22 protein-coding genes and 1 riboswitch are annotated in these 23,652 nt (G+C 41.3%); of the genes, 14 read left to right on the top strand and 8 right to left on the bottom strand.

Features of this window, described 5'->3' with window-relative positions:
• Nucleotides 1-83 precede the first annotated feature (83 nt).
• Complete coding sequence (locus tag AB8M93_RS10885) at nucleotides 84-1,427, top strand: sugar porter family MFS transporter (RefSeq protein ID WP_373057611.1); 1,344 nt, start codon at nucleotides 84-86, stop codon at nucleotides 1,425-1,427.
• Nucleotides 1,428-1,496: 69 nt separating this feature from the next.
• On the top strand, nucleotides 1,497-2,387 hold the full coding sequence (locus AB8M93_RS10890) for a carbohydrate kinase family protein (RefSeq protein WP_373057612.1): 891 nt from the start codon (nucleotides 1,497-1,499) through the stop codon (nucleotides 2,385-2,387).
• A gap of 6 nt (nucleotides 2,388-2,393) precedes the next feature.
• Here AB8M93_RS10890 and AB8M93_RS10895 read toward each other — a convergent pair whose 3' ends face one another.
• Nucleotides 2,394-3,302, bottom strand: coding sequence for a diacylglycerol/lipid kinase family protein (locus tag AB8M93_RS10895; protein WP_373057613.1), 909 nt, complete (start codon nucleotides 3,300-3,302; stop codon nucleotides 2,394-2,396).
• A 218-nt stretch (nucleotides 3,303-3,520) separates the two neighbouring features.
• Here AB8M93_RS10895 and surE point away from each other — a divergent pair, with 218 nt between their 5' ends.
• A complete protein-coding gene (gene surE, locus AB8M93_RS10900) occupies nucleotides 3,521-4,252 on the top strand; it encodes a 5'/3'-nucleotidase SurE (RefSeq protein ID WP_373057614.1) in 732 nt (243 codons plus the stop codon).
• A gap of 234 nt (nucleotides 4,253-4,486) precedes the next feature.
• On the opposite strand, the gene AB8M93_RS10905 is transcribed toward surE, so the two are convergent.
• From AB8M93_RS10905 to AB8M93_RS10920, 4 genes are read right to left on the bottom strand one after another with little or no spacing between them, the layout of a single operon-like run.
• Nucleotides 4,487-4,783, bottom strand: a complete 297-nt coding sequence (locus AB8M93_RS10905) for a Trm112 family protein (RefSeq protein WP_373057615.1) — start codon at nucleotides 4,781-4,783, stop codon at nucleotides 4,487-4,489.
• Nucleotides 4,761-5,423, bottom strand: coding sequence for a thiamine phosphate synthase (locus AB8M93_RS10910; protein WP_373057616.1), 663 nt, complete (start codon nucleotides 5,421-5,423; stop codon nucleotides 4,761-4,763). The genes AB8M93_RS10905 and AB8M93_RS10910 overlap by 23 nt, the downstream gene beginning before the upstream one ends.
• A gap of 4 nt (nucleotides 5,424-5,427) precedes the next feature.
• Nucleotides 5,428-6,483, bottom strand: a complete 1,056-nt coding sequence (locus AB8M93_RS10915) for an AIR synthase family protein (protein WP_373057617.1) — start codon at nucleotides 6,481-6,483, stop codon at nucleotides 5,428-5,430.
• Nucleotides 6,480-7,205, bottom strand: a complete 726-nt coding sequence (locus AB8M93_RS10920; protein WP_373057618.1) for a class I SAM-dependent methyltransferase — start codon at nucleotides 7,203-7,205, stop codon at nucleotides 6,480-6,482. Before AB8M93_RS10920 ends, AB8M93_RS10915 begins: the two co-directional genes overlap by 4 nt.
• 71 nt (nucleotides 7,206-7,276) lie before the next feature.
• Nucleotides 7,277-7,365: riboswitch (TPP riboswitch) on the bottom strand.
• A 172-nt stretch (nucleotides 7,366-7,537) separates the two neighbouring features.
• On the opposite strand from AB8M93_RS10920, the gene AB8M93_RS10925 reads away from it, so the two are divergent.
• The 11 genes from AB8M93_RS10925 to AB8M93_RS10975 all read left to right on the top strand — a co-directional run bounded on the left by AB8M93_RS10925 (nucleotide 7,538) and on the right by AB8M93_RS10975 (nucleotide 21,570).
• Entirely contained in the window at nucleotides 7,538-7,855 is a 318-nt protein-coding gene (locus AB8M93_RS10925; RefSeq protein WP_373057619.1) for a DUF6660 family protein, read from the top strand.
• Between the two features lie 96 nt (nucleotides 7,856-7,951).
• Nucleotides 7,952-12,415 carry a CusA/CzcA family heavy metal efflux RND transporter gene (locus tag AB8M93_RS10930; RefSeq protein ID WP_373057620.1) on the top strand — a complete coding sequence of 1,488 codons (4,464 nt, stop codon included), beginning with the start codon at nucleotides 7,952-7,954 and terminating at the stop codon, nucleotides 12,413-12,415.
• A gap of 11 nt (nucleotides 12,416-12,426) precedes the next feature.
• Entirely contained in the window at nucleotides 12,427-13,656 is a 1,230-nt protein-coding gene (locus AB8M93_RS10935; RefSeq protein ID WP_373057621.1) for an efflux RND transporter periplasmic adaptor subunit, read from the top strand.
• A 144-nt stretch (nucleotides 13,657-13,800) separates the two neighbouring features.
• On the top strand, nucleotides 13,801-14,211 hold the full coding sequence (locus tag AB8M93_RS10940) for a Fur family transcriptional regulator (RefSeq protein WP_373057622.1): 411 nt from the start codon (nucleotides 13,801-13,803) through the stop codon (nucleotides 14,209-14,211).
• Nucleotides 14,212-14,445: 234 nt separating this feature from the next.
• A complete protein-coding gene (locus AB8M93_RS10945; RefSeq protein WP_373057623.1) occupies nucleotides 14,446-15,348 on the top strand; it encodes a cation diffusion facilitator family transporter in 903 nt (300 codons plus the stop codon).
• Nucleotides 15,349-15,363: 15 nt separating this feature from the next.
• Complete coding sequence (locus tag AB8M93_RS10950; RefSeq protein ID WP_373057624.1) at nucleotides 15,364-16,047, top strand: cation efflux transmembrane domain-containing protein; 684 nt, start codon at nucleotides 15,364-15,366, stop codon at nucleotides 16,045-16,047.
• 104 nt (nucleotides 16,048-16,151) lie between these two features.
• Nucleotides 16,152-16,682 (top strand): hypothetical protein, encoded by a 531-nt coding sequence (locus tag AB8M93_RS10955; protein ID WP_373057625.1) that lies wholly within the window; start codon nucleotides 16,152-16,154, stop codon nucleotides 16,680-16,682.
• Between the two features lie 168 nt (nucleotides 16,683-16,850).
• Complete coding sequence (locus tag AB8M93_RS10960) at nucleotides 16,851-17,357, top strand: (2Fe-2S)-binding protein (RefSeq protein WP_373057626.1); 507 nt, start codon at nucleotides 16,851-16,853, stop codon at nucleotides 17,355-17,357.
• Nucleotides 17,358-17,367: 10 nt separating this feature from the next.
• Entirely contained in the window at nucleotides 17,368-18,354 is a 987-nt protein-coding gene (locus tag AB8M93_RS10965) for an FAD binding domain-containing protein (protein WP_373057627.1), read from the top strand.
• Nucleotide 18,355: 1 nt separating this feature from the next.
• Complete coding sequence (locus tag AB8M93_RS10970) at nucleotides 18,356-20,572, top strand: xanthine dehydrogenase family protein molybdopterin-binding subunit (RefSeq protein WP_373057628.1); 2,217 nt, start codon at nucleotides 18,356-18,358, stop codon at nucleotides 20,570-20,572.
• 191 nt (nucleotides 20,573-20,763) lie between these two features.
• Nucleotides 20,764-21,570: a DUF6438 domain-containing protein gene (locus AB8M93_RS10975; RefSeq protein WP_373057629.1), complete on the top strand. Its 807-nt coding sequence runs from the start codon at nucleotides 20,764-20,766 to the stop codon at nucleotides 21,568-21,570.
• 128 nt (nucleotides 21,571-21,698) lie between these two features.
• On the opposite strand, the gene AB8M93_RS10980 is transcribed toward AB8M93_RS10975, so the two are convergent.
• From AB8M93_RS10980 to AB8M93_RS10990, 3 genes are read right to left on the bottom strand one after another with little or no spacing between them, the layout of a single operon-like run.
• On the bottom strand, nucleotides 21,699-22,883 hold the full coding sequence (locus tag AB8M93_RS10980; protein ID WP_373057630.1) for a molybdopterin molybdotransferase MoeA: 1,185 nt from the start codon (nucleotides 22,881-22,883) through the stop codon (nucleotides 21,699-21,701).
• A gap of 36 nt (nucleotides 22,884-22,919) precedes the next feature.
• Nucleotides 22,920-23,378 (bottom strand): PIN domain-containing protein, encoded by a 459-nt coding sequence (locus AB8M93_RS10985; protein WP_373057631.1) that lies wholly within the window; start codon nucleotides 23,376-23,378, stop codon nucleotides 22,920-22,922.
• The gene (locus tag AB8M93_RS10990) at nucleotides 23,371-23,598 is read right to left on the bottom strand and encodes a UPF0175 family protein (RefSeq protein WP_373057632.1); all 228 of its coding nucleotides are present in this window, start codon (nucleotides 23,596-23,598) and stop codon (nucleotides 23,371-23,373) included. Before AB8M93_RS10990 ends, AB8M93_RS10985 begins: the two co-directional genes overlap by 8 nt.
• Nucleotides 23,599-23,652: the final 54 nt, after the last annotated feature.

Raw genomic sequence — 23,652 nt, forward strand, 5'->3', positions numbered from 1 at the left:
TAGAGACAATAGTTTTAAAGAGAGAAATTAAAATTTGATGATCCCTTATATTAAGCCTAGATTAGTGGTATAAATTAAATTGTATGAATAAAATTTTTGCCTGGTCAATAAGTGCTGCATTGGCAGGATTTCTTTTTGGCTTTGATACCGTGGTAATTTCGGGAGCAGACAAGCAACTCCAGGAACTGTGGCACACTTCAGATGCGTTTCATGGTTCAGTGGTAATGGCTATGGCCTTGTGGGGGACAGTGGTGGGAGCGGTTTTTGGAGGTTTTCCCACTAACATCTTCGGAAGAAAAAATACCCTCATCATTATTGGGATATTATATTTTGTATCTGCCTTGGGATCTGCCCTGGTAAATGATCCCTTCACTTTTGCCGTATTTAGATTTATAGGCGGCCTGGGTGTGGGCGCCTCTACTATTGCTGCACCGGCCTATGTATCTGAGATTGCTCCTCCGCATAAAAGGGGCCGCCTGGTGTCCCTCTATCAATTTAATATTGTATTAGGTATCCTGGTGGCATTTCTATCTAATTACCTGCTTAGAAATACCGGGGAAGAACCCTGGAGGTGGATGGTGGGGGTAGAAGCTGTGCCTGCACTTATTTATATTGTTTTTGTTATTTTTATTCCAAAAAGTCCCAGGTGGTTAATTTCTAAATCCAGAATTCCGGAAGCTGAAAAAGTATTGAAAACTATTTATCCTGAAGAGGATATTCAATTGAAACTGCTCGAAATTGAAAAGCAGTCAGAGCGCGAGGATACACGGGAGAGCATTTTTAACTCAAAATACCGCCTGCCTTTAATTCTTGCCTTCCTCATAGCCTTTTTTAATCAATTATCCGGAATAAATGCATTTTTGTATTATGCACCTCGAATATTTGAAGCTGCAGGGCTGGGACAAAGTACTGCGCTTTTAAGCAGTATAGGTGTAGGAGTGGTAAACCTTATATTTACCTTATTTGGGGTGTTCTTAATTGACCGTTTAGGAAGGAAACAACTTATGTTTATTGGTTCCATTGGTTATATAATCTCCCTTTCTCTCGTGGCGACGGCCTTTTTTCTACAGTGGGGCGGACTGTGGGTGCCGGTTTTTCTATTTATTTTTATAGCTGCCCATGCCATTGGCCAGGGTGCGGTAATATGGGTTTTTATTTCTGAGATTTTCCCGAACCATTTACGTGCCTCAGGACAGGCCTTTGGTTCTTCCACTCACTGGGTACTCGCAGCTCTGGTACCATCGGTTATTCCTGTGCTTTTTACTTCTGTAGGCCCGGGCTATGTTTTTGCCTTTTTCGCGTTTATGATGGTACTACAGCTTTTATTTGTGATCTTTATGATGCCAGAGACCAAAGGAAAAACACTGGAGGAACTAAGCGAAGAATTATCCCTGGGGAAAGAGAAAATAAAATTCCGTGGCCAATAATGGGAACACAAAACTAGTCAGGATATACAGAAAACTGAAACAATATCAGGTTTAAAATTAAGAGGATAAATGAATACAAAAAAAGCAGTTTGTTTTGGTGAAATCCTGTGGGATGTTTTTCCGGATGAAGAACGAATTGGCGGGGCACCTCTAAATGTAGCTTCCCGCTTAAGTAGCTTCGGAATTCATACCAAAATGCTTAGCAAAATTGGAAAAGATGAAAGAGGGCAGAAATTGCTTACCTATCTCAAAAACAATAATGTTGACACCAAACATGTTTCAGAAGATGAAAATCTTTCTACCGGAATTGTGCAGGTAAGTTTGTCTCCTTCCGGTTCGGCATCTTATGAGATCAACTATCCATCTGCCTGGGATAAAATAAATATTTCCAAAGAAATGAAGCAATCGGTAAAGGAAGCAGATGCTTTTATTTTTGGCAGCCTGGTGTGCCGTGATGAGGTAAGCAGAAGTACCTTGTTCGCTCTACTGCCATTAGCAAAATATAAAATTCTGGATATCAACCTCAGGCCACCTCACTACAGAAAAGAAATTCTGCTGAAACTGATGCAGCTGGCAGATTTCATTAAATTTAATGATGAGGAACTATTTGAAATTGCCGCCCTTTTAGGCTCAAAATATAATTCCCTGGAGCAGAATTTAAATTTTATTGCTGAAAAGTTTCTGGCTTCTTCTATTTGTGTAACTAAAGGAAGTTATGGCGCGGTATTTATGAATAACGGGAATTTATTTTACAACAGCGGTTTCAAAATTAAGGTAAAGGATACGGTGGGTGCAGGAGATTCCTTTCTGGCCACTCTTATAGCAAAACTGCTGCAGGGGAAAAAAGAGCAGGAGGCGCTTAATTATGCCTGCGCCCTTGGAGCGTTGGTAGCGGCTAAAGAAGGTGCCAATCCGGAAATTTCAGATGAAGAAATAGAGAATTTCATTCATCCGGAGTAAAAAAAATCAGATATCGGTGAAGAATTCAAGATAATCCTCGGCTAGTTTTATTTTGAAGTTTTTCCTGAAGTAATTTCTTTTCAGGTTATCGTCTATATGAATATGGGAGCCGCTCCATTTCATCTTTGCTTTTTGAACGGGAATAATGGTTACCAGCTTTTCCAGGTCCTGCTCCTGAGCTTTATCTTTTATCAAGTTCCCAATATGGCTTTCCAGTTCCTTCCTTTTTTCTTCAGGGATTAAAACCAGGTCAAAATGTTTATCCGAGGGCACAGCTGATGGGGCCAGGAGAAAATTAGGACCAATAAGCTTAACATTCATGAGTTCCACCAGGAGAAAGGATCCTTTTATGGTTGCTCCGTCTGTTTCAATTTTTGCTTTTTTTGGCTTGTAGCTTTTTACAATTTCCAGCAGTACTTCCAGGGTTTTATTTAATTTTTCTTCCGGGTCATCGGGAGTTTTTCTTTTTTTCATCTCCGCAATTAGTTTCGGGAAAATTCCAAAGCCAAAACTTTCCAGAAAGAAATCCTTATTCCCCAGGCTTTTTATTTTTCCATAGCTAAAACGGGAAGGATTGCGGTCCAGGTCAATTTTATGGGATTCTTTATGCTGGGCAATGTTGAGAACCTTGGAAATGTTATTTGCGGTACCCAGCGGGATAAGGTGTATGGGCAGCGGCCTGGCCCGTTCTTTTTTATTTAGAAGGTTTTTAGCCAGTTTTCTAACGGTACCATCTCCTCCCGCCACTAAAATTGCTTCGGCCCCTGCAGCATTAAAATGCTTTTTCCAGAACAGGTAATTGGTAGAGATATACTCGGCTTTATAACCGGAAGCGGTTACAATATCAATGAGTTCCTCTTTGGTATGCCGGCCATTTCCTGCGGTAGGATTGTGCACTATTTGGATGGTCTTCATAATGCTCTTGTTTCATACTAAGTTAATCACATTTATTCTCCGTAAAATTGGATTAACGATATCTTATGATTTTTACTGAAGGGCCTAATTTGGCATTAAGAACATTTGTTAGGCTGATGTTACAGGAAACATAAAATCGGCTGGTTTTTAAAAAATTAAACCTCTGGAAAAGCTGAATTTTGTATTTTAAACCAGGAGATGCAACCAAAACTGAAATTATGAAAATACTAGTTACCAACGATGACGGGATTTACAGCCCGGGGCTTGCCTGCCTCGCAAAAGTTGCCGCAAAGTATGGAGAAGTGATAGTAATGGCGCCAGATGTGGAGCAGTCCTCCATGGGGCAGGCCATTACCTCCGGGAAACCATTTACTTATAAAAAATCGCCTATTCAATTTGAAGGCATGGAGGCTTACCGGGTAAGTGGAACTCCGGCCGATTGTGTGGCCCTGGGCACCCACTTATTTGAAAATATAGACCTGGTCCTTTCCGGGATAAATATTGGGGCAAATTTGGGAAATTCGGCCTGGCATTCAGGAACGCTTTCAGCGGCTCGACAGGCGGTTCTTTTTGATATCCGCGGAATTGCCCTTAGCGTTTCAGTAGGAGAGGAGGAGCCAGACTTTGAAGCCCTGGAGCCTTTTGTTGCTGAAGCCCTTAAAGAAGTGGTTCATGAAGATGAACGTAAATTGCTAAATATCAATTTCCCACGTTCTCCTGAAGGTGAAGTAATCTGGACAAATCAATCGGTTAGGCATTATGACGGTAAGGTAATCGCAAATAAGGATCCAATGGGGCGGCAGCATTATTGGTTTACCGTGGTACAGATTGAAAATGTGGAAAAGGGAACAGATCGCTGGGCCATAAGAAATGGAAAAACCAGCATTACGCCAATGATCCTTGATTTAACAGATCATAAGTATTTAAATGAAAGAAAAAGGCAGAAATAATGTTGGTTTCTAAGCTTGTTGTAGGTTGTGTGTTGTGGGTTAAATTATTAAAACGGTAGATAATTCCTTCTCAATTTCTGCTTTTTTACTTGAAATTAAGAACAGCTCCTTCCCTTTCAAGGGAAGGTGTCAAAATCAGCTAAGGCTGATTTTGACGGAAGGGTGAAACTTAGAATTAGAAAAGGCATTTTCAATTCCCTTCTTATCCATATTTAGCTTTAACTCATTAACTCTTTAACTCTTTTCCTGGATACTTAAATTCTCATCCTCCACCAGTCTGAAATTTTCAATTTTTTTCCCCGGCATGTGTTTTTGCCATTTTTCAAGTATAGGCTGTTCCAGTTTATATTCACGGTACTCATCCGGGTTCATAATGGGAATTCCCTTTATAATGGGATAAATTCTTTTACATTTTGTACAGGTAAGGAAACCTTCAATTACATTTTCTTCTAGATCTTTAGAAATACTGGTGAGTTTTATTTCTTCTTTATCAAAAGGGCAGCAAAGTTTATTTATGGTTGCAAATTTCATTTTTCAGCTTGTTTAATTCGGTTAAATAATTTTTAGTGGCGGCACCGGGATCTTTAGCGCTCATAATTCCTGAAACCACGGCTATGCCGTCAAAATCCAGGTCCTTTAATGCTGCAACATTAGAATCTTGAATTCCTCCAGCCAGGAAAATGGGCATTTTTGTGATCTCCCTTGCTTTTTTAACGCTCTCATGGGTCACAATTTCACAACTGTTGCTGGTTTGCGACGGGAACATGGAGCAAAAGGAAATATAATCGAGCTCATGCTTTTCGGCCCATTCTATTACCGATAGATCGTTATTACAGGTAAGCCCAAAAAGCGCATTTTCTTCTGAATTTTTTCTGACAATTTCAAAATCTTCAGGAACTTCATCAAAATGAACGCCATCGGCCTTAGATTTCTCCAATAGTTTCCAGTTGTTATTCAGCAGTACAGGAACGTTTTTCGAATGACAGATATTTACAACCTGATTTACTATTCTAAGCTGCTCTTCTTCAGAAGATGAAAAATTATCCCAGATTTGCACCGCGGCGATTTCCTGGCTCAGAATAATTTTCAGCTTAAAAAATAATTCCTCTTCTTTTACTGCCGGGTCTATCACCAGGTAAATTCCCCCTGATATTTGCTTTTTTCGATTCATGGTGCTACTTCCATTTTTCATTATAGGCTTTAAAAAATGCCGCCCAGTAAGGGTCCTTTTCAAAATAGGATAAATCTTTGCTTTCGCCATTTTCAACAAGTTTAATTCCCTCTTCTTTGGTGGTTACTTCACCCACGGCGGTACAGGCAACCTCTTCTTTTCTAAGCCTTTCTATAACCTCTTTTTCAGTTCCTTTTTTACAGGTAATAAGCATAGCGCCGGCACCAATGCTGTATCGCGGGTCTATAGAAAACAGTTTGCATATCTCCTGTTGCGTATGGCCTATGGGCAGCAAATGGTTTTCAATCCTGGCGCCATGTCCACAGGCTTTGGAAAGTTCGTAGATCGCTCCCAGCACGCCGCCTTCGGTAACATCGTGCATGGCAGTAATGTCCTTGTTTTTTTGTTCTTTTCCTGCGGCTGCAAGGGCATCTTTTAAAGAAGTGGTCTGGTAAAACATACTGCAGCTGTCTTCAAAAACTTCTTTGCCCAGCTTGTTTTTCACCGTTTCAGGAAAACTCATCCCAAGAATGGAAGAGGAAGAAATCGCACATGTTTTTGTGACTAAAATCACATCTCCGGGCGTGGCGTTTTTTGATACCAGAATATCTTTTTTAGGAGCTATTGTTGTAAAAGTCCCCCCGCCGGCAATAGTGGAATTCTGGCCTTCAATAAAACCCGTATGGCCGCCGGTGATCGCGGTTCCAATTTCTTTGCAGAATTTGTGAATGTATTCCCAGTAGATTTTAAAATCTTCCTGCGGAAAATTTCCCGGAAGGTTCAGCACAAACTGTGCATACATGGGTGCGAATCCTGTGGTAGCCATATCATTGGCCATAAGATGAACCGATAGCCATGCCGATTCCCGCAATCCCAAAGAAGGGATAAGCGAAAGCGGGTCACTGGTTGAAGCCATGGCCATTCCGTTTTGCAAATCTACCAACGAAACATCTACGCCAAAGCCGGGACCAACACTCACTTCCCTGCGAGGAAATCCGCAGTTATGGAAAATCACGTCTTCAAAAATATCATTTTCAATTTTACCGGTATCCTTGCTCATTGGTCCACATCATTAAATTTCACATAAAGTCCGAAGAAATCCCCGTAAGGCAGGCTCCATTGTTGTACGGGAAACCATTTTGGAAGTCCGGTGCAGGACCATTCAATAGCATATTCACGGCCCTGCAAAGCTTCATTAATAATAGCGGTAAGCTTTTTTGGCGTATAAAAAGTAGCGGTAAGGTAAAACGGGTTCTTTCCGAATATTTCCTGGATCCTCCTCCGGGCAACTTTGGGAGAATTCCTGTTCATCATGCCCATAGCGATACCATAACGGCCGACTCTGGCTGCTTCCCTGACAACTTTTACCGGGTCTTTGTAATATTCAAAAGTGGTGATAAAAGCAAGGGAATCGAAGGTGTTGTCTTTAAAAGGCATATTATGGGAATCTGCCATCACCAGATCCCCGTCAAAAAGATTAATGGCCTGTGAGAGCATCAACGGGGATATGTCGCCGCCGGTAGCTTCGATTCCTATTTCTTTCCACCACCTGGTAAAGCGGGTGGTGCCACATCCAAATTCCAGAAGTGTTTTTACCCTGGTATCTTTGGATACCAGTTGCTCCATGACTTTTTTCTGCCAGACTTCAGCTCTTTTGTACCTTCCTTCGTACCATTGTTCGTAAGTATCGGTATGTTCACGGTTAAAAAACCATTCCGGCCTTTCCTGCCAGTTTTGCTGTGTTTTTGGAAGTAACTGAAAATCCTTTTTTTCTATTTCCATTTTAATTATTTTAAACAAAAAATCCATTCTGCGACCTGATTTTTACCAGACAGAATGGAGTTTAAAATGGAAATATTTTAATACTGCATCCCTACGTTGGCATTATCCATATCAGGTTTCGGGTATTTCTCAGCTTTTTACGGCACCCCGTGCATTTGATTCAAAGTTAAAATTTAATTGCTGGAAATTGATTTTTTCAGAAATTATTTCTAACGTTTTTCCAAAGCAGTAGGTTATGTTTCTTACCATTATTATTCAGAAACTATTTTATGCCATAACAGGCATTGGTTTTTTGCACAGCCTGTGCATTGCAATTTTATTATCTTTGTGGCGTGAAATTATTAGTACACATATTTGCCATTTACGTGTTAGCACTTAACATGTTTCCATGTACAGATGTTGCTAGTGATGTTGTTTCCCATAACTCCCAAACCGAATTGATATCGGTTTCAGGGTTAGACCATAATCATACTGCTTCAGACCTTTGCCCTCCTTTTTGTACCTGTCATTGCTGCCATGTTCATATAGTGGATTTTGGTGCGGTTAATTTCAGGCCGGTTAGTGCGCAAATAGCTTCAACAGGCTTTCTTCATTTTGATGATATTGGCGAAGAGTCTTTACATTCCCTTTTAGACCCTCCCAGGATTTAATTCAGCAGGATAGATAGTTATATCCAATTCTTAAAGGTCAAATCCATTTTTGACCTCATTTCTATTATTAAAAACTGAATTAAATTTTTTCTTTCTATGATTAACAAGATCATAGCTTTTTCTATACAGAACAAGCTTGTTGTGGGACTGTTAGTACTTGCCCTTGTTGGTGTGGGCCTTTATTCAATGGCTACCATCAATCTGGGGGCACAGCCCGATATTACTAATAACCAGGTACAGGTAATTACCCAATCTCCCAATTTGGCTACTGAAGATATCGAGCAATTTGTAACCTACCCCGTGGAGCTGGCCATGGCTAACCTCCCGGGCGTGACCGAAATTCGCTCTGTTTCCCGCTTTGGGCTTTCGGTGGTAACCATTGTATTTAAAGACGAGATGGGCACCTACCTGCCCCGGCAATTAATCTCTGAAAAACTTAACGAAGTAAAAGCTGAAATTCCGGAACAGTTTGGTAGCCCTGCAATGGGACCTATTACCACTGGTCTTGGGGAAATCTATCAATACACCTTGAAACCTGAGAAAGGCTACGAAGATAAATATTCCCCTACGGAATTACGGACCATCCAGGACTGGATCGTAAAACGGCAACTGGCCCTTACTGAAGGCGTGGTGGAAGTTAATGCCTTTGGAGGAAAGATTAAGCAGTATGAAATTGCTATAGATCCCGCCAGGCTCAACGCGATGGAGGTCACCATGACGGAGGTTTTTGATGCCCTTCAGGAAAACAACGTGAATACGGGCGGCGCTTACATCGAAAAAAATAAGATGGCCAATTTTATTCGTGGGGAAGGCCTGGCGCGTTCGCTGGATGATATTAGACAAATTGTGATAAAAAATGAAAACGGGCTCCCTGTGCTGATTAAAGACGTAGCTGAAAAAGTGGATTTTGGAAACCAGGTGCGTTACGGGGCTTTTACCCAGGATGGCCATGAGGCTGTGGGAGGAATGGTATTAATGCTTCGGGGTGACAATCCAAATTCCGTGGTCAATACGGTGAGGGAGCGCATAAAAGAAGTGCAAAAATCACTGCCGGAAGGTTTGAAGATTGTTCCTTTTTTAGATAGAAGCGAACTTATTGGCAGAACTACGGCGACTATAGAGAAAAATTTAATTGAAGGTGCGCTTATTGTGATTTTCGTCCTGGTGCTGCTCCTGGGGAGTTTTCGTGGCGGGCTGGTTACGGCGTCGCTTATCCCACTTTCGCTGTTATTCGCTTTTATTTTGATGAAAGCCTTTGGGGTATGGGCCAATTTAATGTCCCTGGGCGCGATAGATTTTGGGATAATTGTAGATGGTGCGGTGATTATTGTTGAAGGCACCGTTCACGAAATCGAGAAACGGATAAAAGCGGGAAAAAAGAAATTTGATCAGCCGCAAATGGATAAGGTAGTTTACGAGGCGAGCAGTACGGTGATGAATTCGGCGTTTTTTGGACAGATTATCATCCTGATTGTTTTTACTCCTATTCTGTTTTTGACAGGGATTGAAGGAAAAATGTTTCGGCCAATGGCCTTTACCTTTGGTTTTGCGGTTCTGGGGGCAATAATTTTATGTCTTACTTATGTACCGATGATCACTTCGCTTACCATGAAGCCGGTTAGCAACAAGAGGAACTGGTTTCATAAAGTTGAAGGGAAGATTTCCGGTTTCAGCAATGGGATGATGAACCGGATTAATAACGGCTACCGGCCGGTTCTCCTGAAATCCCTGAGCCACCGCATGATCATATTGATTGTCGCAGTTATTTTGCTGGTAGGCGCGGGATTTACATTCAGCAAAATGGGAGGTGAATTTATTCCCAGTATTGATGAAGGTGATATTGCTATGCAGGCACTGTTAAGGCCGGGAAGTTCGTTAAGTGAGTCTATTGAGACTTCAAAAGAAATAGAAAATATCGTGCTGGATAATTTCCCTGAAGTAAAAACTATGGTAGCCAGGATTGGCGTGGCCGATATCCCGACAGATCCCATGCCAATGGATATTGCCGATACTTATATCATACTAGACAAGAACAAGGAGAATTGGACTTCCGCAGAAACAAAAGAGAAATTAATTGAAAAAATAAAAGAAGAGTTAGCGGTTGTTCCCGGGGTCAATTTCGTCTTCAGCCAGCCTGTTGAACTCCGTTTTAATGAATTGCTAACGGGCGTGCGGGAAGATGTGGCTATTAAACTTTATGGTGAAGATCTGGATGTACTTTCCCAAAAAGCGGCCAAAATGGCTAATATTATAAAGACAATCCCCGGTGCCGGCGATGTGAATTTAGAGGCCACTTCTGGATTGCCGCAGATGACGGTGCGCTTTAACCGGAGAAAGGTGGCCCAATATGGCCTTAATATTCAGAAACTCAACCGGTATATAAGCACCGCGTTTGCCGGAGGTACCGCAGGGGTCATTTTTGAAGGCGAAAAACGCTTTGATATGGTGGTAAGATTAGATAAGGAACATCGCCGGGATATCAGGGACCTTAAAAATCTCTTGATAGATTTACCTGGGGGAAACCAGATTCCTGTTAAAGAGGTGGCTGAAATAAGTTACCAGCCAGGCCCTATGCAAATTTCAAGAGACAACACTTCACGTAGAATTTACGTGGGGGTTAATGTACGTGGGCGTGATGTGGAGTCCATGGTTAATGATATTCAGGCGAAATTAGATGCGGAATTAGACCTGCCTCCCGGCTATCACATTGAATATGGTGGTGCCTTTGAGAACCTGCAACGGGCAAAAGAGCGATTAACCATTGTGGTACCTATCGCCCTGGCACTAATCTTCCTGTTGCTCTATTTTGCATTGGGTTCAATTTTACAGTCAGTAATGATCTACATGGCGGTCCCTTTAGCCGCTATTGGCGGAATTTTTGCCCTTGCCCTTCGCGGGATGCCTTTTAGTATTTCAGCCGGGGTTGGGTTTATCGTCCTGTTTGGAGTGGCGGTTTTAAACGGCCTGGTGCTTATTAGCAGATTGAATTCCCTGAAAGAAGAAGGGGTTACAGATATACGGGAACGAATTTTAATGGGTACGCAGGAACGCATCCGCCCCATTTTTTTAACGGCACTGGCGGCGATAATGGGCTTTTTTCCAATGGCACTTTCCCACGGGGCAGGGGCTTCGGTACAGCGGCCTTTGGCAACTGTAGTCATTGGAGGCCTGATAACCGCGACTTTGCTGAGTCTTATAATAGTTCCCATTTTGTATAGTATTGTGGAAAATTCCGGAAAAAACAAGAATGGTATTTCGGATAATTTTACCATCAATCCAGCATTTATTGCGCTTGCTCTGGGCATTGGGGCAATGGCTTTTCCTACAAATTTAAATGCGCAAACGCAGGATAAGTTCCATCAAAATTTCATTGAGCAGGACAGCCTTAAAGTCGACCAGGATTTTACCCCTATTTCTTTAAGGCAGGCGGTACAAAAAGCTAAGGCCAGTTACCCCGGGATAAAAGCCGCCAAACTGGAAATTAAGAGCCAGGAAGCCCTTGAAAAAACTGCCTGGGATTTTGGGACCACCCAAATTTTTACGGGCGGCGAAGAACTTCCGGACAATGGAACAGCTAATGAAGGTATTTATACCACCATAGGGATACAACAGCAGAATATAGAGGTCTTTAGCATAGGTGCCAAAAATAAGCTGCAAAACCAAAAAGTCGCGTTGAGCAAAGCGGTGCTGGATCTTACTTCCCTTCAGGTGGAGCGGGAAGTGAGCAAGGCCTGGGGCAATGCTTATACTTCCCGAAGAAAATACCAGTTGTATGTAAAACTGGATTCTATCTTTAGCGATTTTGAACGGGCTGCCAGAATACGTTTTGAAACCGAAGCATCTTCAAAACTTGAATATTTAGCTGCTGTTAACCAGGCCCGGCAGGTAAGCCTTCAGAAGATGCAGGTCTATCGGGATTACATGGCCAATCTTCAGAAATTAAACCTGTGGCTGGCAAGTGGCGGCCCTTACACGGTTGCAGAGGCAGATGTAGATAAAATAGATACTCCTGTAATGCAGCGGCAGGAATCCCTATCTAATCATCCGGCTATTACTTATTACCAGCAACAAAAAGAGGTGGCCAATGCCCGGCGGAATTTGAATACCAAAGCATTTTTTCCAAAATTAAACGCCCAGTATGGCCGGCAAAAAATTGCCGGCCAGGATGGTTTTTTTAATTTCCAGGTGGGAATATCCATTCCGCTGTTTTTTGCTCCAGAACTCGGCCAGCTGCAATCTTCCAAAATTAAAAACCAGATTGCCGAGCAGAATTTGAGGGAAAAGCAGCTTCAGGTGAATTCTAAATATCAGGATTTAAAACAGCAATATCTAAAATGGCTGGAATCCTGGCAGTACTATCAGCAGGAAGCGCTACCCCTCGCTAAAGAACAACGGAACGGGGCGGTTTTTGCCTATAAAGAAGGTGGGATAGATTATACCACCTTTCTTCAGAGTGTTCGCGATGCAATTGCTATAGAGAGCCAATCCTGGGACGCACTTAACAATTACCTGCAATCAAAATACGAACTGGAATTTTTCCTTAATTCCGCTAAACAATAAATTCAAAAGCTATGGATTTCAATATAAAAACAAGTTTTTACGCAGCCCTGGTTGTATTCAGTTTAAACTCCTGTAAAAAGGAAAAATCGAATGCCGGGCAAGAAGAACAAAACGAAACGGCATTGGCTGAAAAACAGGGGAGACCTGAAGCAGAAAACGCAGGATTAGAGAATAAAAAACTGCATCTTTCCCACCAAAAATTTAATGCAATGGGACTGAAGGTGGATAGCCTGCCGGTTAAAAGCCTTACGGGCATTGTAGAAGCCAATGGCCGGCTGGAAGTGCCACCTCAAAATGAGGCCGCCATTACCGCAATTATTGGAGCGAATGTTACGAGTATTAAGGTTATTGAGGGTGAAAAGGTAAGTAAAGGGAGTGTGCTGGGATATCTAAGCCATCCCGATCTCGTCAGGCTGCAAACCGAATATTCCAATGCTTACCACCGGATGAACTTCCTGAAAAAAGAATATAACCGCCAGCAACGCCTGTATGATGCAGAGGTAACTTCCGGAAGGAAATTTCAGGAAACAGAATCTGAATACAACAGTATAAAGGGAATGGTAAAAGGGCTGGAATCACAGCTTCAATTATTAAATTTGAATCTGGATCGCCTCAGGAACGGCAATGTTTATAATCAGGTGCCCGTGGTTAGTCCGATTGGTGGCTATGTGGAAAAAGTAAATATCAAGGTAGGCCAGTTTGTCCGGCAGCAAACAGAAATGTTTGAGGTGGTAAATGTTGAACATATTCATGCAGACCTGATGGTGTATGAAAAAGACGTTAACAAACTAAAAGAAGGGCAAAAAGTGGAGTTAAAAATTGAATCGCTGCCCGAAACCAGCCTAATCGCTAAAATTTATTCCATAGGCAAGACTTTTGAAGAAAATCCCAGAGCAGTGCACGTTCACGCTGAAATAGAAAACAAGCAGGGCACACTTTTGCCGGGGATGTACCTTAGGGCTAAAATAGCCTCATCTGAAGAAAAGGTGTTTGCACTTCCCGAAGAAGCGGTTATAACCGAAGATGGAGAACCCTACATTTTCACCGCTAAAAGAGTGACGGAGGCTGGTGGGGAAATGTGGTCATTAAGCCCGGTAAAAGTAGTAACAGGGCAGGAAGATGATGGCTGGGTAGAGATTAAATTGCTCACAGCATTGCCTCCTGGCGAAAAAGTGGTACTTAACAAAGCCTATTATCTCATTTCAGAAATGAAAAAGGGGGAAGCTGAACACGGGCATTGATCTGAACGAAAGGGAAAATGGTAATAATTTTTCTTGAAAATAGAAAAACCTGCTCCGGGACATCATTTATCTTTACCATGTAAAAGGTTTTTCCGTAGCAGTATTGCAGAGCCATTAAAGAAAAATAAAACAGAGCTATTTTGAATGGAAGATATTGAAACACTTTTAAACAAACATAATGTGCGCCCAACAGCCATGCGTATCCTCATTTATAAATTTATGAGAAAAACGAAGCGCGCTGTGGCCCTGACGGAAATTGAAAATGCCTTTATAAAAGCAGAACGCACCACCCTATACAGGACCATCAAGACCTTTGAAGATAATGGGGTTGCGCACCAGATTGATGACGGCACTGGTACACCGAAATATGCCTTGTGCGAACCAGGCTGCAATTGCGAAATAGACCAGGACCTTCATATTCATTTTTATTGTACCAGTTGCGGTGAGACGGTATGTTTAACCGAGCATAAAATTCCGCATATCAACCTGCCCAAAGGCTATATTGCCGAAGATGCCAATCTGGTATTAAAAGGAATATGTGATAATTGCAGCTAAAAATAAATGCACTTCCTGTGCAAGCTTTCAGTTTATATCTTACCACCTTTAAATGCTGCCGGGGATTACGCCGGATTCGTTCCATATTTTACAATTATAGAAGAATGTATTGTATAAATGAAAAGAATTGGGAGAAAAGGGCAGCAGAATACCCCTGAATTTCAATAGCTTACGGAGAAAATGTTTATAGCGCTACAAAAAGATGGAATTAAGAATGGATTAATTTAATTAATTATGGCACACGATCATTCCCACGGTTCACAGCACCATGGAAAGGCTTTTGGAATAGGCATAGCCTTGAACACCATTTACGTGGTGGTAGAACTTTATTACGGATTTTTGGCAAATTCTTCTGCACTGCTGGCAGATGCAGGGCATAATGCCAGCGATGTCTTTAGCCTTATTTTAGCCTGGGCCGCAATTAAAATAGCCACAAAAAGGCCATCTAAAAGATATACCTACGGCTTACGGAAAACAACTATTCTGGCCTCCATGATCAATGGGTTAATTATTATTGCAGCCGCAGGCCTCATCGCCTGGGATGCTGTTCGCAAGTTTCAGAGCCCGGCAGAGATTTCCGGAAACCTGGTGATGATCGTGGCCGCTATTGGGCTGGTGGTAAACACGGCAACGGCATTCCTGTTTTGGAAAGGCCAGAAAGGCGATTTAAACATACGTGGCGCATTCCTGCATATGGCTGCAGACGCAGGAGTGACCTTAGGCGTGCTGCTGGGCGGACTGGCAATTAAGCATACCGGTTTAACCTGGATTGATCCTGCATTAAGCCTGGTAATTGTAATTGTAATATTATACAGTGCCTGGGGATTGTTGAGGGACTCTGTAAAAATCGCGATTGATGCGGTGCCTAAAAATATCGATTTTGATGAGGTGCAGAACTTCCTGGAAAATATCAAGGGGGTAGAAGAAGTCCACGATTTGCACATTTGGGCTATGAGTACCACAGAGACGGCACTTTCTGCCCATCTTGTGGTTCCTGATGGGCATGAGGACCAGTTCATCTATAATATCCGGGAACAATTGCATGATAAATTTGAGATAAGCCATACCACCCTTCAAATCGAAAAAGAATTTGGGGATAGAGAATATAAACCTTATCAGGATTTAAAAGAGCATTAATAAAAAGCTTTAAGAATGATGGAAAAACAGGGAAGAATAGCGTCAGGCACCCCGGTAAAACCTCAAAAGGCACTGCATTATGCAATGGTATTGAGCGCGATTACTATTGCCTACAATATAGCTGAAGGAGTTATTTCCACCTTTTTTGGAGCCAGTGACGAGACGCTTGCACTCTTCGGGTTTGGCCTGGACAGCTTTGTGGAAGTGATTTCCGGGATTGGAATAGCCCACATGATTTACCGTATGAAAAGGAGTAGTATTATGGAGCGGGACAAATTTGAAGTAACCGCCCTAAAGATTACCGGTACCGCTTTTTATATTTTGGTGGCTGGGCTCCTGGTGGGAGCAGGGATTTCTATATTTAACCGCTCTCAACCAGAAACTACGCTTGCCGGAATTATTGTGGCCGGAATCTCTATCCTCACCATGTATTTTCTTTATGTTGAAAAAATGAAAGTCGGAAAAAAGTTGGATAGTGATCCTATAATTTCAGATGCAAAATGTACTAAAACCTGTTTTTATTTGTCTTTTATATTACTGTTTTCAAGCCTGGTTTATCAAATTTGGCAAATTCCCTATATAGATGCAATAGGCAGCCTAGGAATCGCCTGGTATGCGTGGAAGGAAGGAAAAGAAGCTTTTGAAAATGCCAGGAGTAAGAGCCTTTCCTGTTCCGGCGATTGTTGTGAAAATTTTTAAACCTAATATTTTCGCTGCTCCTGAAATTTTTAAAATTTATATGTACCGGAAAACCCGGAAATCTCCCCGTATTTTTTAGAATTAGTTTAATAAAATCTTAGTTGATGAGAGGAAAATTAAAAAAAGAGGGAAAACATGAATTGTTCAGGACAACACACGGCAATCAAATTTTGAACCTAGACGATAAAGATTTTTATGCCCTGGTGGAAGGGCAAAAAGGAGATGTGATCGTACTTTCAGATGAAGATCATAAGAAACAATCCAGCCTTTCCAAAGGGAAATATTATTATGCCGATTTTCAGGATGACCCGGAGTTTCAGGATATGAGGCACTTGTTTATGGAAGACGGGAATAAATTTCGTGAACTTATCCTGCCTGAAGGCCTCCCCACAAAAAGCGATACACAAAAAAAGCTGATTAGGGAGAGCAAAAAACTTTCAAAAGAAAAAATCCTGGAGCATGTAAAAGGCAAAGGCAACAAAGGCAGTGAAAAACAATATTCTGATAATAAGGAAGGGCTGCGTGAAAAAAATAAAGAGGAGCTTTATGATATGGGCAGGAAGGAAGGTATTAGCGGCCGCTCTAAAATGGACAAAGAGGAGCTGGTAAAAAAGCTGAGCAAAAAGAAAAATTAAGGCTGATTTTATACAATTCATGATAAGAGCATTTTCATTCTACGAATCATAAAAAAATATTAAGGTACTACTAATCCATTTTCAAAGCAGGAATAATTCTTAACTTCAGAAGTTAAATCATCAAATTTTAGATTAGATGGTTTCTTCAGACTAACCAAACCTGTAAAAATGGAATTATCAAAACATCCTGAAAAGACTTCCGTAGAACTTAATATTAACGGAAGAGACATAACATTGCAAATTTCTCCGTGGACCACGCTGCTTGATGCGCTTCGTGAACACCTGCAGTTAACCGGCACTAAAAAAGGTTGTGACCATGGCCAGTGCGGCGCCTGTACTGTTCTTGTAAACGGGAAACATATAAATTCATGCCTTACACTGGCTGCAATGCAAACTGATAAAGAAATAACTACCATAGAAGGGCTTGCCAACGGTGATAATTTACATCCCGTACAGGAGGCTTTTATTGAACATGACGCTTTCCAGTGCGGCTATTGCACCCCCGGCCAGATTTGTTCTACAGTAGGCCTGCTGAATATGAAAAAAGGCAGCAACCCTGAAGAAATACGGGACCTTATGAGCGGCAATATATGCCGGTGCGGCGCCTATGCCAATATTTATAAAGCGGTGGAAGAAATGCTGGAAAAAGGAACCGAAGGAACATCTTCACTATAAAATTTTAAATATGAACAATATTTCTTTTAGTCGGGCAGAAAACATAGAATCAGCAGTTGACAAGGCATTTAACCAGGAGCAGAAGGTAAATTTTATAGGTGGAGGGACAAACCTTTTGGACCTTATGAAGTACCGGGTGGAAAACCCAGATCATCTTATAGATATTAACCGTCTGGATCTTTCCAAAATTGAAGCTACGGCAGATGGAGGATTGCTTTTGGGCGCTACGGCTACCAATGCAGATACCGCTTATCATGAGGAGGTTACAAAAAGATATCCTTTGTTATCTAAAGCCATGCTCTCTGCGGCTTCAGCGCAACTGCGCAACATGGCCACAAATGGCGGCAATCTTTTGCAGCGAACCCGCTGCTATTATTTTTATGATACTTCCACTCCCTGTAATAAACGCGAACCCGGGAGCGGTTGTGCTGCTTTAGAAGGTTTTAACCGTATCCATGCCATTTTAGGGGAAAGCGAGCATTGTATTGCCACCCATCCTTCAGATATGGCGGTGGCACTGGCCGCCCTGGATGCAACGATTAAAGTGGCCGGCAGGGAAGAGGACCGTAAAATTCCAATTCTTGAATTTCATCGCTTACCGGGTGATACCCCGCAAATTGAAACAAATCTTAAAAAAGGAGAATTGATAACGGGAATAGAGCTGCCGCAAAAGGGTTTTGCTGAAAATTATGCCTATTTAAAAGTCCGCGACAGGCCTTCTTATGCGTTTGCGCTGGTTTCTGTAGCTGCCGCAGTAGAACTGGAAGGAGACAATATAAAAGATATTCGTGTTGCTCTGGGAGGAGTGGCCCATAAACCCTGGAGAAAGCCGGAGGTGGAGAAAAATTTCTACGGAAAACCAGCCAGCCCCAGGAATTTTGAATCTCTTGCGGAAGAACTCATGGAAGGCGCTACCGGCCATGGAGATAATGATTTTAAGATAGAACTGGCTAAAAAGACCATTGTAAGAGCACTAACCGAAGCAATTGAAAAGTAAAATGATAGCAGATACAAACTATATTGGAAAATCTACCAGAAGGGTTGATGGCATAAAAAAAGTAACCGGGCAGGCACCGTATATTGCCGAATTTAATCCGGCAGACCTGGTGCATGGGTATGTGATTAACAGCACGATACCAAAAGGCAAAATAACTGCTGTAAAAAAAGAGAAAGCCCTTCAGGTTCCAGGAGTGCGGGAAATATTTACTCATGAGAATGTCCCAGTAGAAGTTAAAATAAACTCCGATTATTCAGATCCGCTAGCCCCCCCGGGAAGCCCGTTCCGGCCTTTATATAACGAAGATATTCTTTATAATGGCCAGCCGATTGCGCTGGTGGTGGCCGATACTTTTGAAACCGCGGCTTTTGCTGCCGGGCTTGTAGAAATTGAATATGACAATGAAGAAGTTTGCGAAGTTGATATTCGCCAGAATCTTGATAACGCCACCCATGAAGATGTCCCGGAACCTCCGGAGCCCCGGGGAAACGCTGCAGATGCTTATGATTCTTCAACCGTAAAGATTGAAGCTGAATATTATCAGCCGCGGGAATACCATAATCCCATGGAACCTTTTGCCTCGGTTGCATCATGGAACGAGGAGGAGGGAAGCTTCACTGTTTATGATAAAATTCAGGGGGTAGGCAGTAGCCAGAAGTATATTTCAGGAGTATTTAATCTTGATAAAGAAAAGGTAAGGGTAATTTCTCCTTTTATTGGTGGGGCTTTTGGTTCCGGTTTAAGGCCGCAGTACCAGCTGTTTTTTGCTGCCATGGCTTCCAAAGCGCTCAAACTTCCGGTAAAAGTGGTAATGACGAGAACGCAGATGTTCAGTTTTGGTCACAGGCCTGCCTGCCTGCAACGGCTAAAACTTTCCGCAGATAAAAATGGAAAACTAACCTCTATAAGGCATACGGCATTTGCAGAAACCTCCAGGTTCGAGAAATTTAATGAAACTGTGGTAGACTGGTCCGGACTCATGTACCAGTGTGAAAATGTAGAGCTGGATTATCAATTAGTACCGGTAGATGTTTATACCCCGCTGGATATGCGTGCTCCGGGTGGAAGTACAGGAATGTATGCGCTGGAATGTGCCATGGATGAACTGGCGATTGAAGCCGGTATAGATCCGCTGGAGTTGCGGATTATTAACTATGCGGAAAAAGATCAGAATGAAGATAAGCCTTTTTCCAGCAAGGAGCTAAAAGCCTGTTATCAAAGAGCAGCGGAAAAATTTGGCTGGCATAAAAGAAAAGCAGAGCCGGGAAGTAATCAGCAGGGAAATCAGATGGTTGGCTATGGAATGGCTTCGGGAGTATGGGAAGCCATGCAAAAGGCATCTTCAGCAAAAGCAATCCTTACTGCCGAAGGAAAGCTTACGGTAAGTTCGGGTACAGCCGATATTGGTACAGGAACTTATACCATTATGTCCCAGATTGCCGCAGAAATGCTGGGTATTTCTATGGAAAATGTCGAATTTAAGCTTGGAGATTCAACTCTTCCTGATGCGCCTATAGAAGGAGGCTCCTGGACGGCTTCTTCGGTAGGATCTGCAGTAAAAATGGTATGTACGGCCCTGCAGCAAAAAATATTTGAACTTGCTGTACAAACGCATCCGCAGCTCTTTGAAAGCAAGCTTTTTGAAGATGCCACATTCGGAAATGGTGAAATAAGCCTGGGGAATGGTAAGGCAATATCTTACGCTGAAGTTATTAAAGCTGCAGCAAAAAAATCTCTTGAAGTACAGGTAAATTCGCAGCCGGAAGACAGCCGTAGCAATTATTCCTGTTATACGCATTCCTGTGTAATGGTAGAGGTGCATGTAGATAAAGATACCGGGATGATTAGTGTTCCCCGGGTGGTTAATGCCATTGCGGGAGGGAGAATTATAAATCCTAAAACGGCAGAAAGCCAGATCATTGGTGGCGTTACCTGGGGGATTGGCATGGCGCTGGAAGAAGAAGGAATGATGGACAGCCGCAACGGCCGGATTATGAACGCCAATTTAGCCGAATATCACGTTGCCGTGCAGGCCGATGTAAAAGAAATAGACGTGATTTTTGTGGAAGAACAGGATGATATTGTAAATCCGTTAGGTGCTAAAGGCTTAGGTGAAATAGGTATTGTTGGAGTAGCTTCTGCAATTTCCAATGCAGTTTATAACGCCACCGGAAAACGGGTAAGGGAACTGCCTATCACTCTGGATAAGGTGCTTTAAAATTAATGAGATGTAGAAGTTTAAGAATGGATTGTCCTAATCCCTGCAAGTTTTAAAAAACCTTGCAGGTTTTTTACGTGAAATTTTTGATGGCAAAATACAGCCGATTTAAAAGAAAATAAAGATCATCTTTTTTTACCTGCACTTGTTTTTGATGTTAGTAGATTTCAGAATTAAAAAGACCATTTCTATTGAAAAAGCTCGTATTCCTGTTTCTAACGATATCAAACTTTGCATTTGGCCAAAAGAAAGATCTTGTTGGCAACTGGATTTCCAATAAAAATGAAATGATTGCCATATCAGCAAGTGATGAGGTCCAAAAACAGACCATTACAAATGCGGCATTAAGAAACGAAGAATTTTATCTTGAGATCTTAGATGACACTTTGAGTTTTCAAGATAAATATTATTCTTCCAGTGAGAATTATGAAAAACTGCATATAATTCCCTACAACCTTAAAATATTGCAGCTTACAGATTCAATATTATTGGTAGCACCAGTTTCCAAAGCTTCAGTAAAGTTTTTTAATACTGATAAGCCAATAAAGTTTGTAAATCAAAATTTTATAAGAAATGACGATTTTAATTTTGAAAGACTAATCTTTACAGCTTCTTCATGCTTTGGATCTTGCCCCGTGATTAAACTTAAAATAAAGGCCAATAAAGAAATAGAGCTGAAAACACAGGATTATAAAGATGGAATGGGAATGCAGATTGATGAAGACAAATCTGGAAACTACTATGGCAAATTGAATGACAGGGTCTTCTCAGAATTAATTGACCTAATTATAAAATCAAAAATTGAAACTTTAAATATTTCGAATGAAATTTTATGTTGTGACGGAGCCGTGAAAACTATTGAGCTGTATCACAACGGAAAGAAAAATTATGTTCAAACAATGTTTGAACCAAGAATGTTAAGGGAATTAATTTCATTTCTGTATACTTTAAGGGAGAAGACAGAATTATTTAAAACGGATCAAAAATTTGATTTTTAAAGATAAAATACGGATGCCTGTGAAGTGCAAATTTTAACTATTAAATTTTCTAAATACAACACATTGAAAGTATAATTATGAGGTAGCTTTAAATTTTCGTGAGGTTACCATTTTTTTTAATTTTCATTTTAAAAAGAAATATAGGTTACAGCTTTTCCTTTTGAAACCACTTCTTTTGGCGGGACAATTATTATCCCGTCTGCCAGGGTAAGGCTAACCATGTCACCGGAACCGTTGCCACCAATGAGGCTGGCTGTAAGTTTCCCTTCTTCTGGAGTAATAGTGACCAGTAAAAACCTGGTAAGATCTCCTTTATTTTCAAATTCGTTTTTAAGAAGGACCTTATGTTCTCTAATTTTTTCCTTCAGGCATTTTTGTAACCATGGCTTAAAATAAACATGAAAGTTTACAAAAGTGGACACAGGATTTCCCGGAAAGGAAAAAACACCTGTGTTTATTTTAGTTTGCACTCCAAACCAAAGTGGTTTTCCCGGCTGCTGGGCCACCCTGTGAAAGATCTTTTCCACTTTAAGTTCTTCCATAATTTCAGGGAGAAAGTCAAATTTTCCTCTGGAAACTCCTCCGCTTAAGAGCAGGACATCATTTTCTTCTAAAGCAGTTTTTAATTTCTTTCTTATTTCTTCCTTCTCATCTTTTAAATGTAGAAATTCCGGAAAGATATTTTCCGAGGAAAGGGCGCCGTAAAGGCTCATCCCGTTGGAGTTCCTTATTTGATGGGGCAAAGGCTGTTCCTCGATACTTACCAGTTCATCCCCGGTGGAAATTAGGCATATTTTCGGCAATTTTTTCACCAGAACGCGTGCTTTTCCCACAGCGGCCAAGACGCCCATTTCTTTGCCGGTAATTCTTCTATTTTTCTTGAGAATGGTCTCGCCGGCACAAATATCACCTCCTTTGGAATGAATATTCTGGCCCTTTTCAGGCGGCACTTCAATATGCATTTTTCCATCCTTAAGCTGCGTATGCTCATACATAATGATGGTGTCTGTTCCTTCAGGTAAAACTGCCCCAGTCATTACCTCTATACAATTCTTGTAATTTTCAAGTTTTCCCCCAAGGGAACCCGCAGGGCAAAGGCTTTCTATTTCAAAAGTCATTATTCCTTCGTTCAGCGCTTTGGAGTTAACAGCATACCCATCTTTGGTAACACGGTCAAAAGGCGGAAAATCCCGGTCGGCTTTAATATCTTCAGCTAAAATTCTTCCGGGAGCTTCAAGAATTGGGATTATTTCATTCCCAAAATCTTTTACGGTTTCCATTACTTTTTGAAAAGCTTCCTTTTGATTGATCATATTACATTATTTGGAATGGGCAAATTACGGATAAACCTAAAGTTCATTATTTAATTTCAGAATCTCATCTACAATATGGGCTGAGATGTGAAAATTAGTTTTAAATATTTCTTCGATTACCGGTTTAACCCGGTCGATTTTTTGAAGCTGTTTTGCCTTATAGATAATACCTAATGCGCCGGTTATTTTTAAATTTAATTGCCTGGCCAGTTTTCTTGCTTTTAAATCATCCATTAATAAAAGGACATCGCTGCTTTCTTTTGCCAGGGCTATTGCGCTGGCTTCACCAGGATCTATTTGGGTTAGAAGAATTTCCAGATTTTTCTTATCTGTAACTTCTTGAATAAGTATCCATTCTGGTAGGGGTTCTTTAAATTCTTCGGCAATTTGAGGCGTGGTGGTAAGTTTGCCATAAATAGAATTTAATAATTCTAAACGGCCGATTTTGGAAAAAACAATAAGTGTACTGGTATCAGGGATTACAATTCTATGCATTAGAAATGTCAGAATGTAAATCTTCTATAGCCCTGCTGAAAAGAGAGATTTTATATTTATTCAGGAGTTCAATAAAAGTAGGTTTAGAAACTCCTACCATTGTAGCCGCTTCTCCAAGGCTAAGTTTTGAATCTTCATAAAGTTTTGAGGCCAGGATCATTAAGAATTCATATTCTTCTAAATCCAGATGGTCCGGTACCTGAAGTTTTACCGTTTTCATACCGCAGCTATTTTCGTAAATATACAAAAAGTTCACCATACAACAGAGAATTCT

The sequence above is a fragment of the Autumnicola aciditolerans genome (assembly GCF_041679265.1).
GTDB lineage: Bacteria > Bacteroidota > Bacteroidia > Flavobacteriales > Flavobacteriaceae > Autumnicola.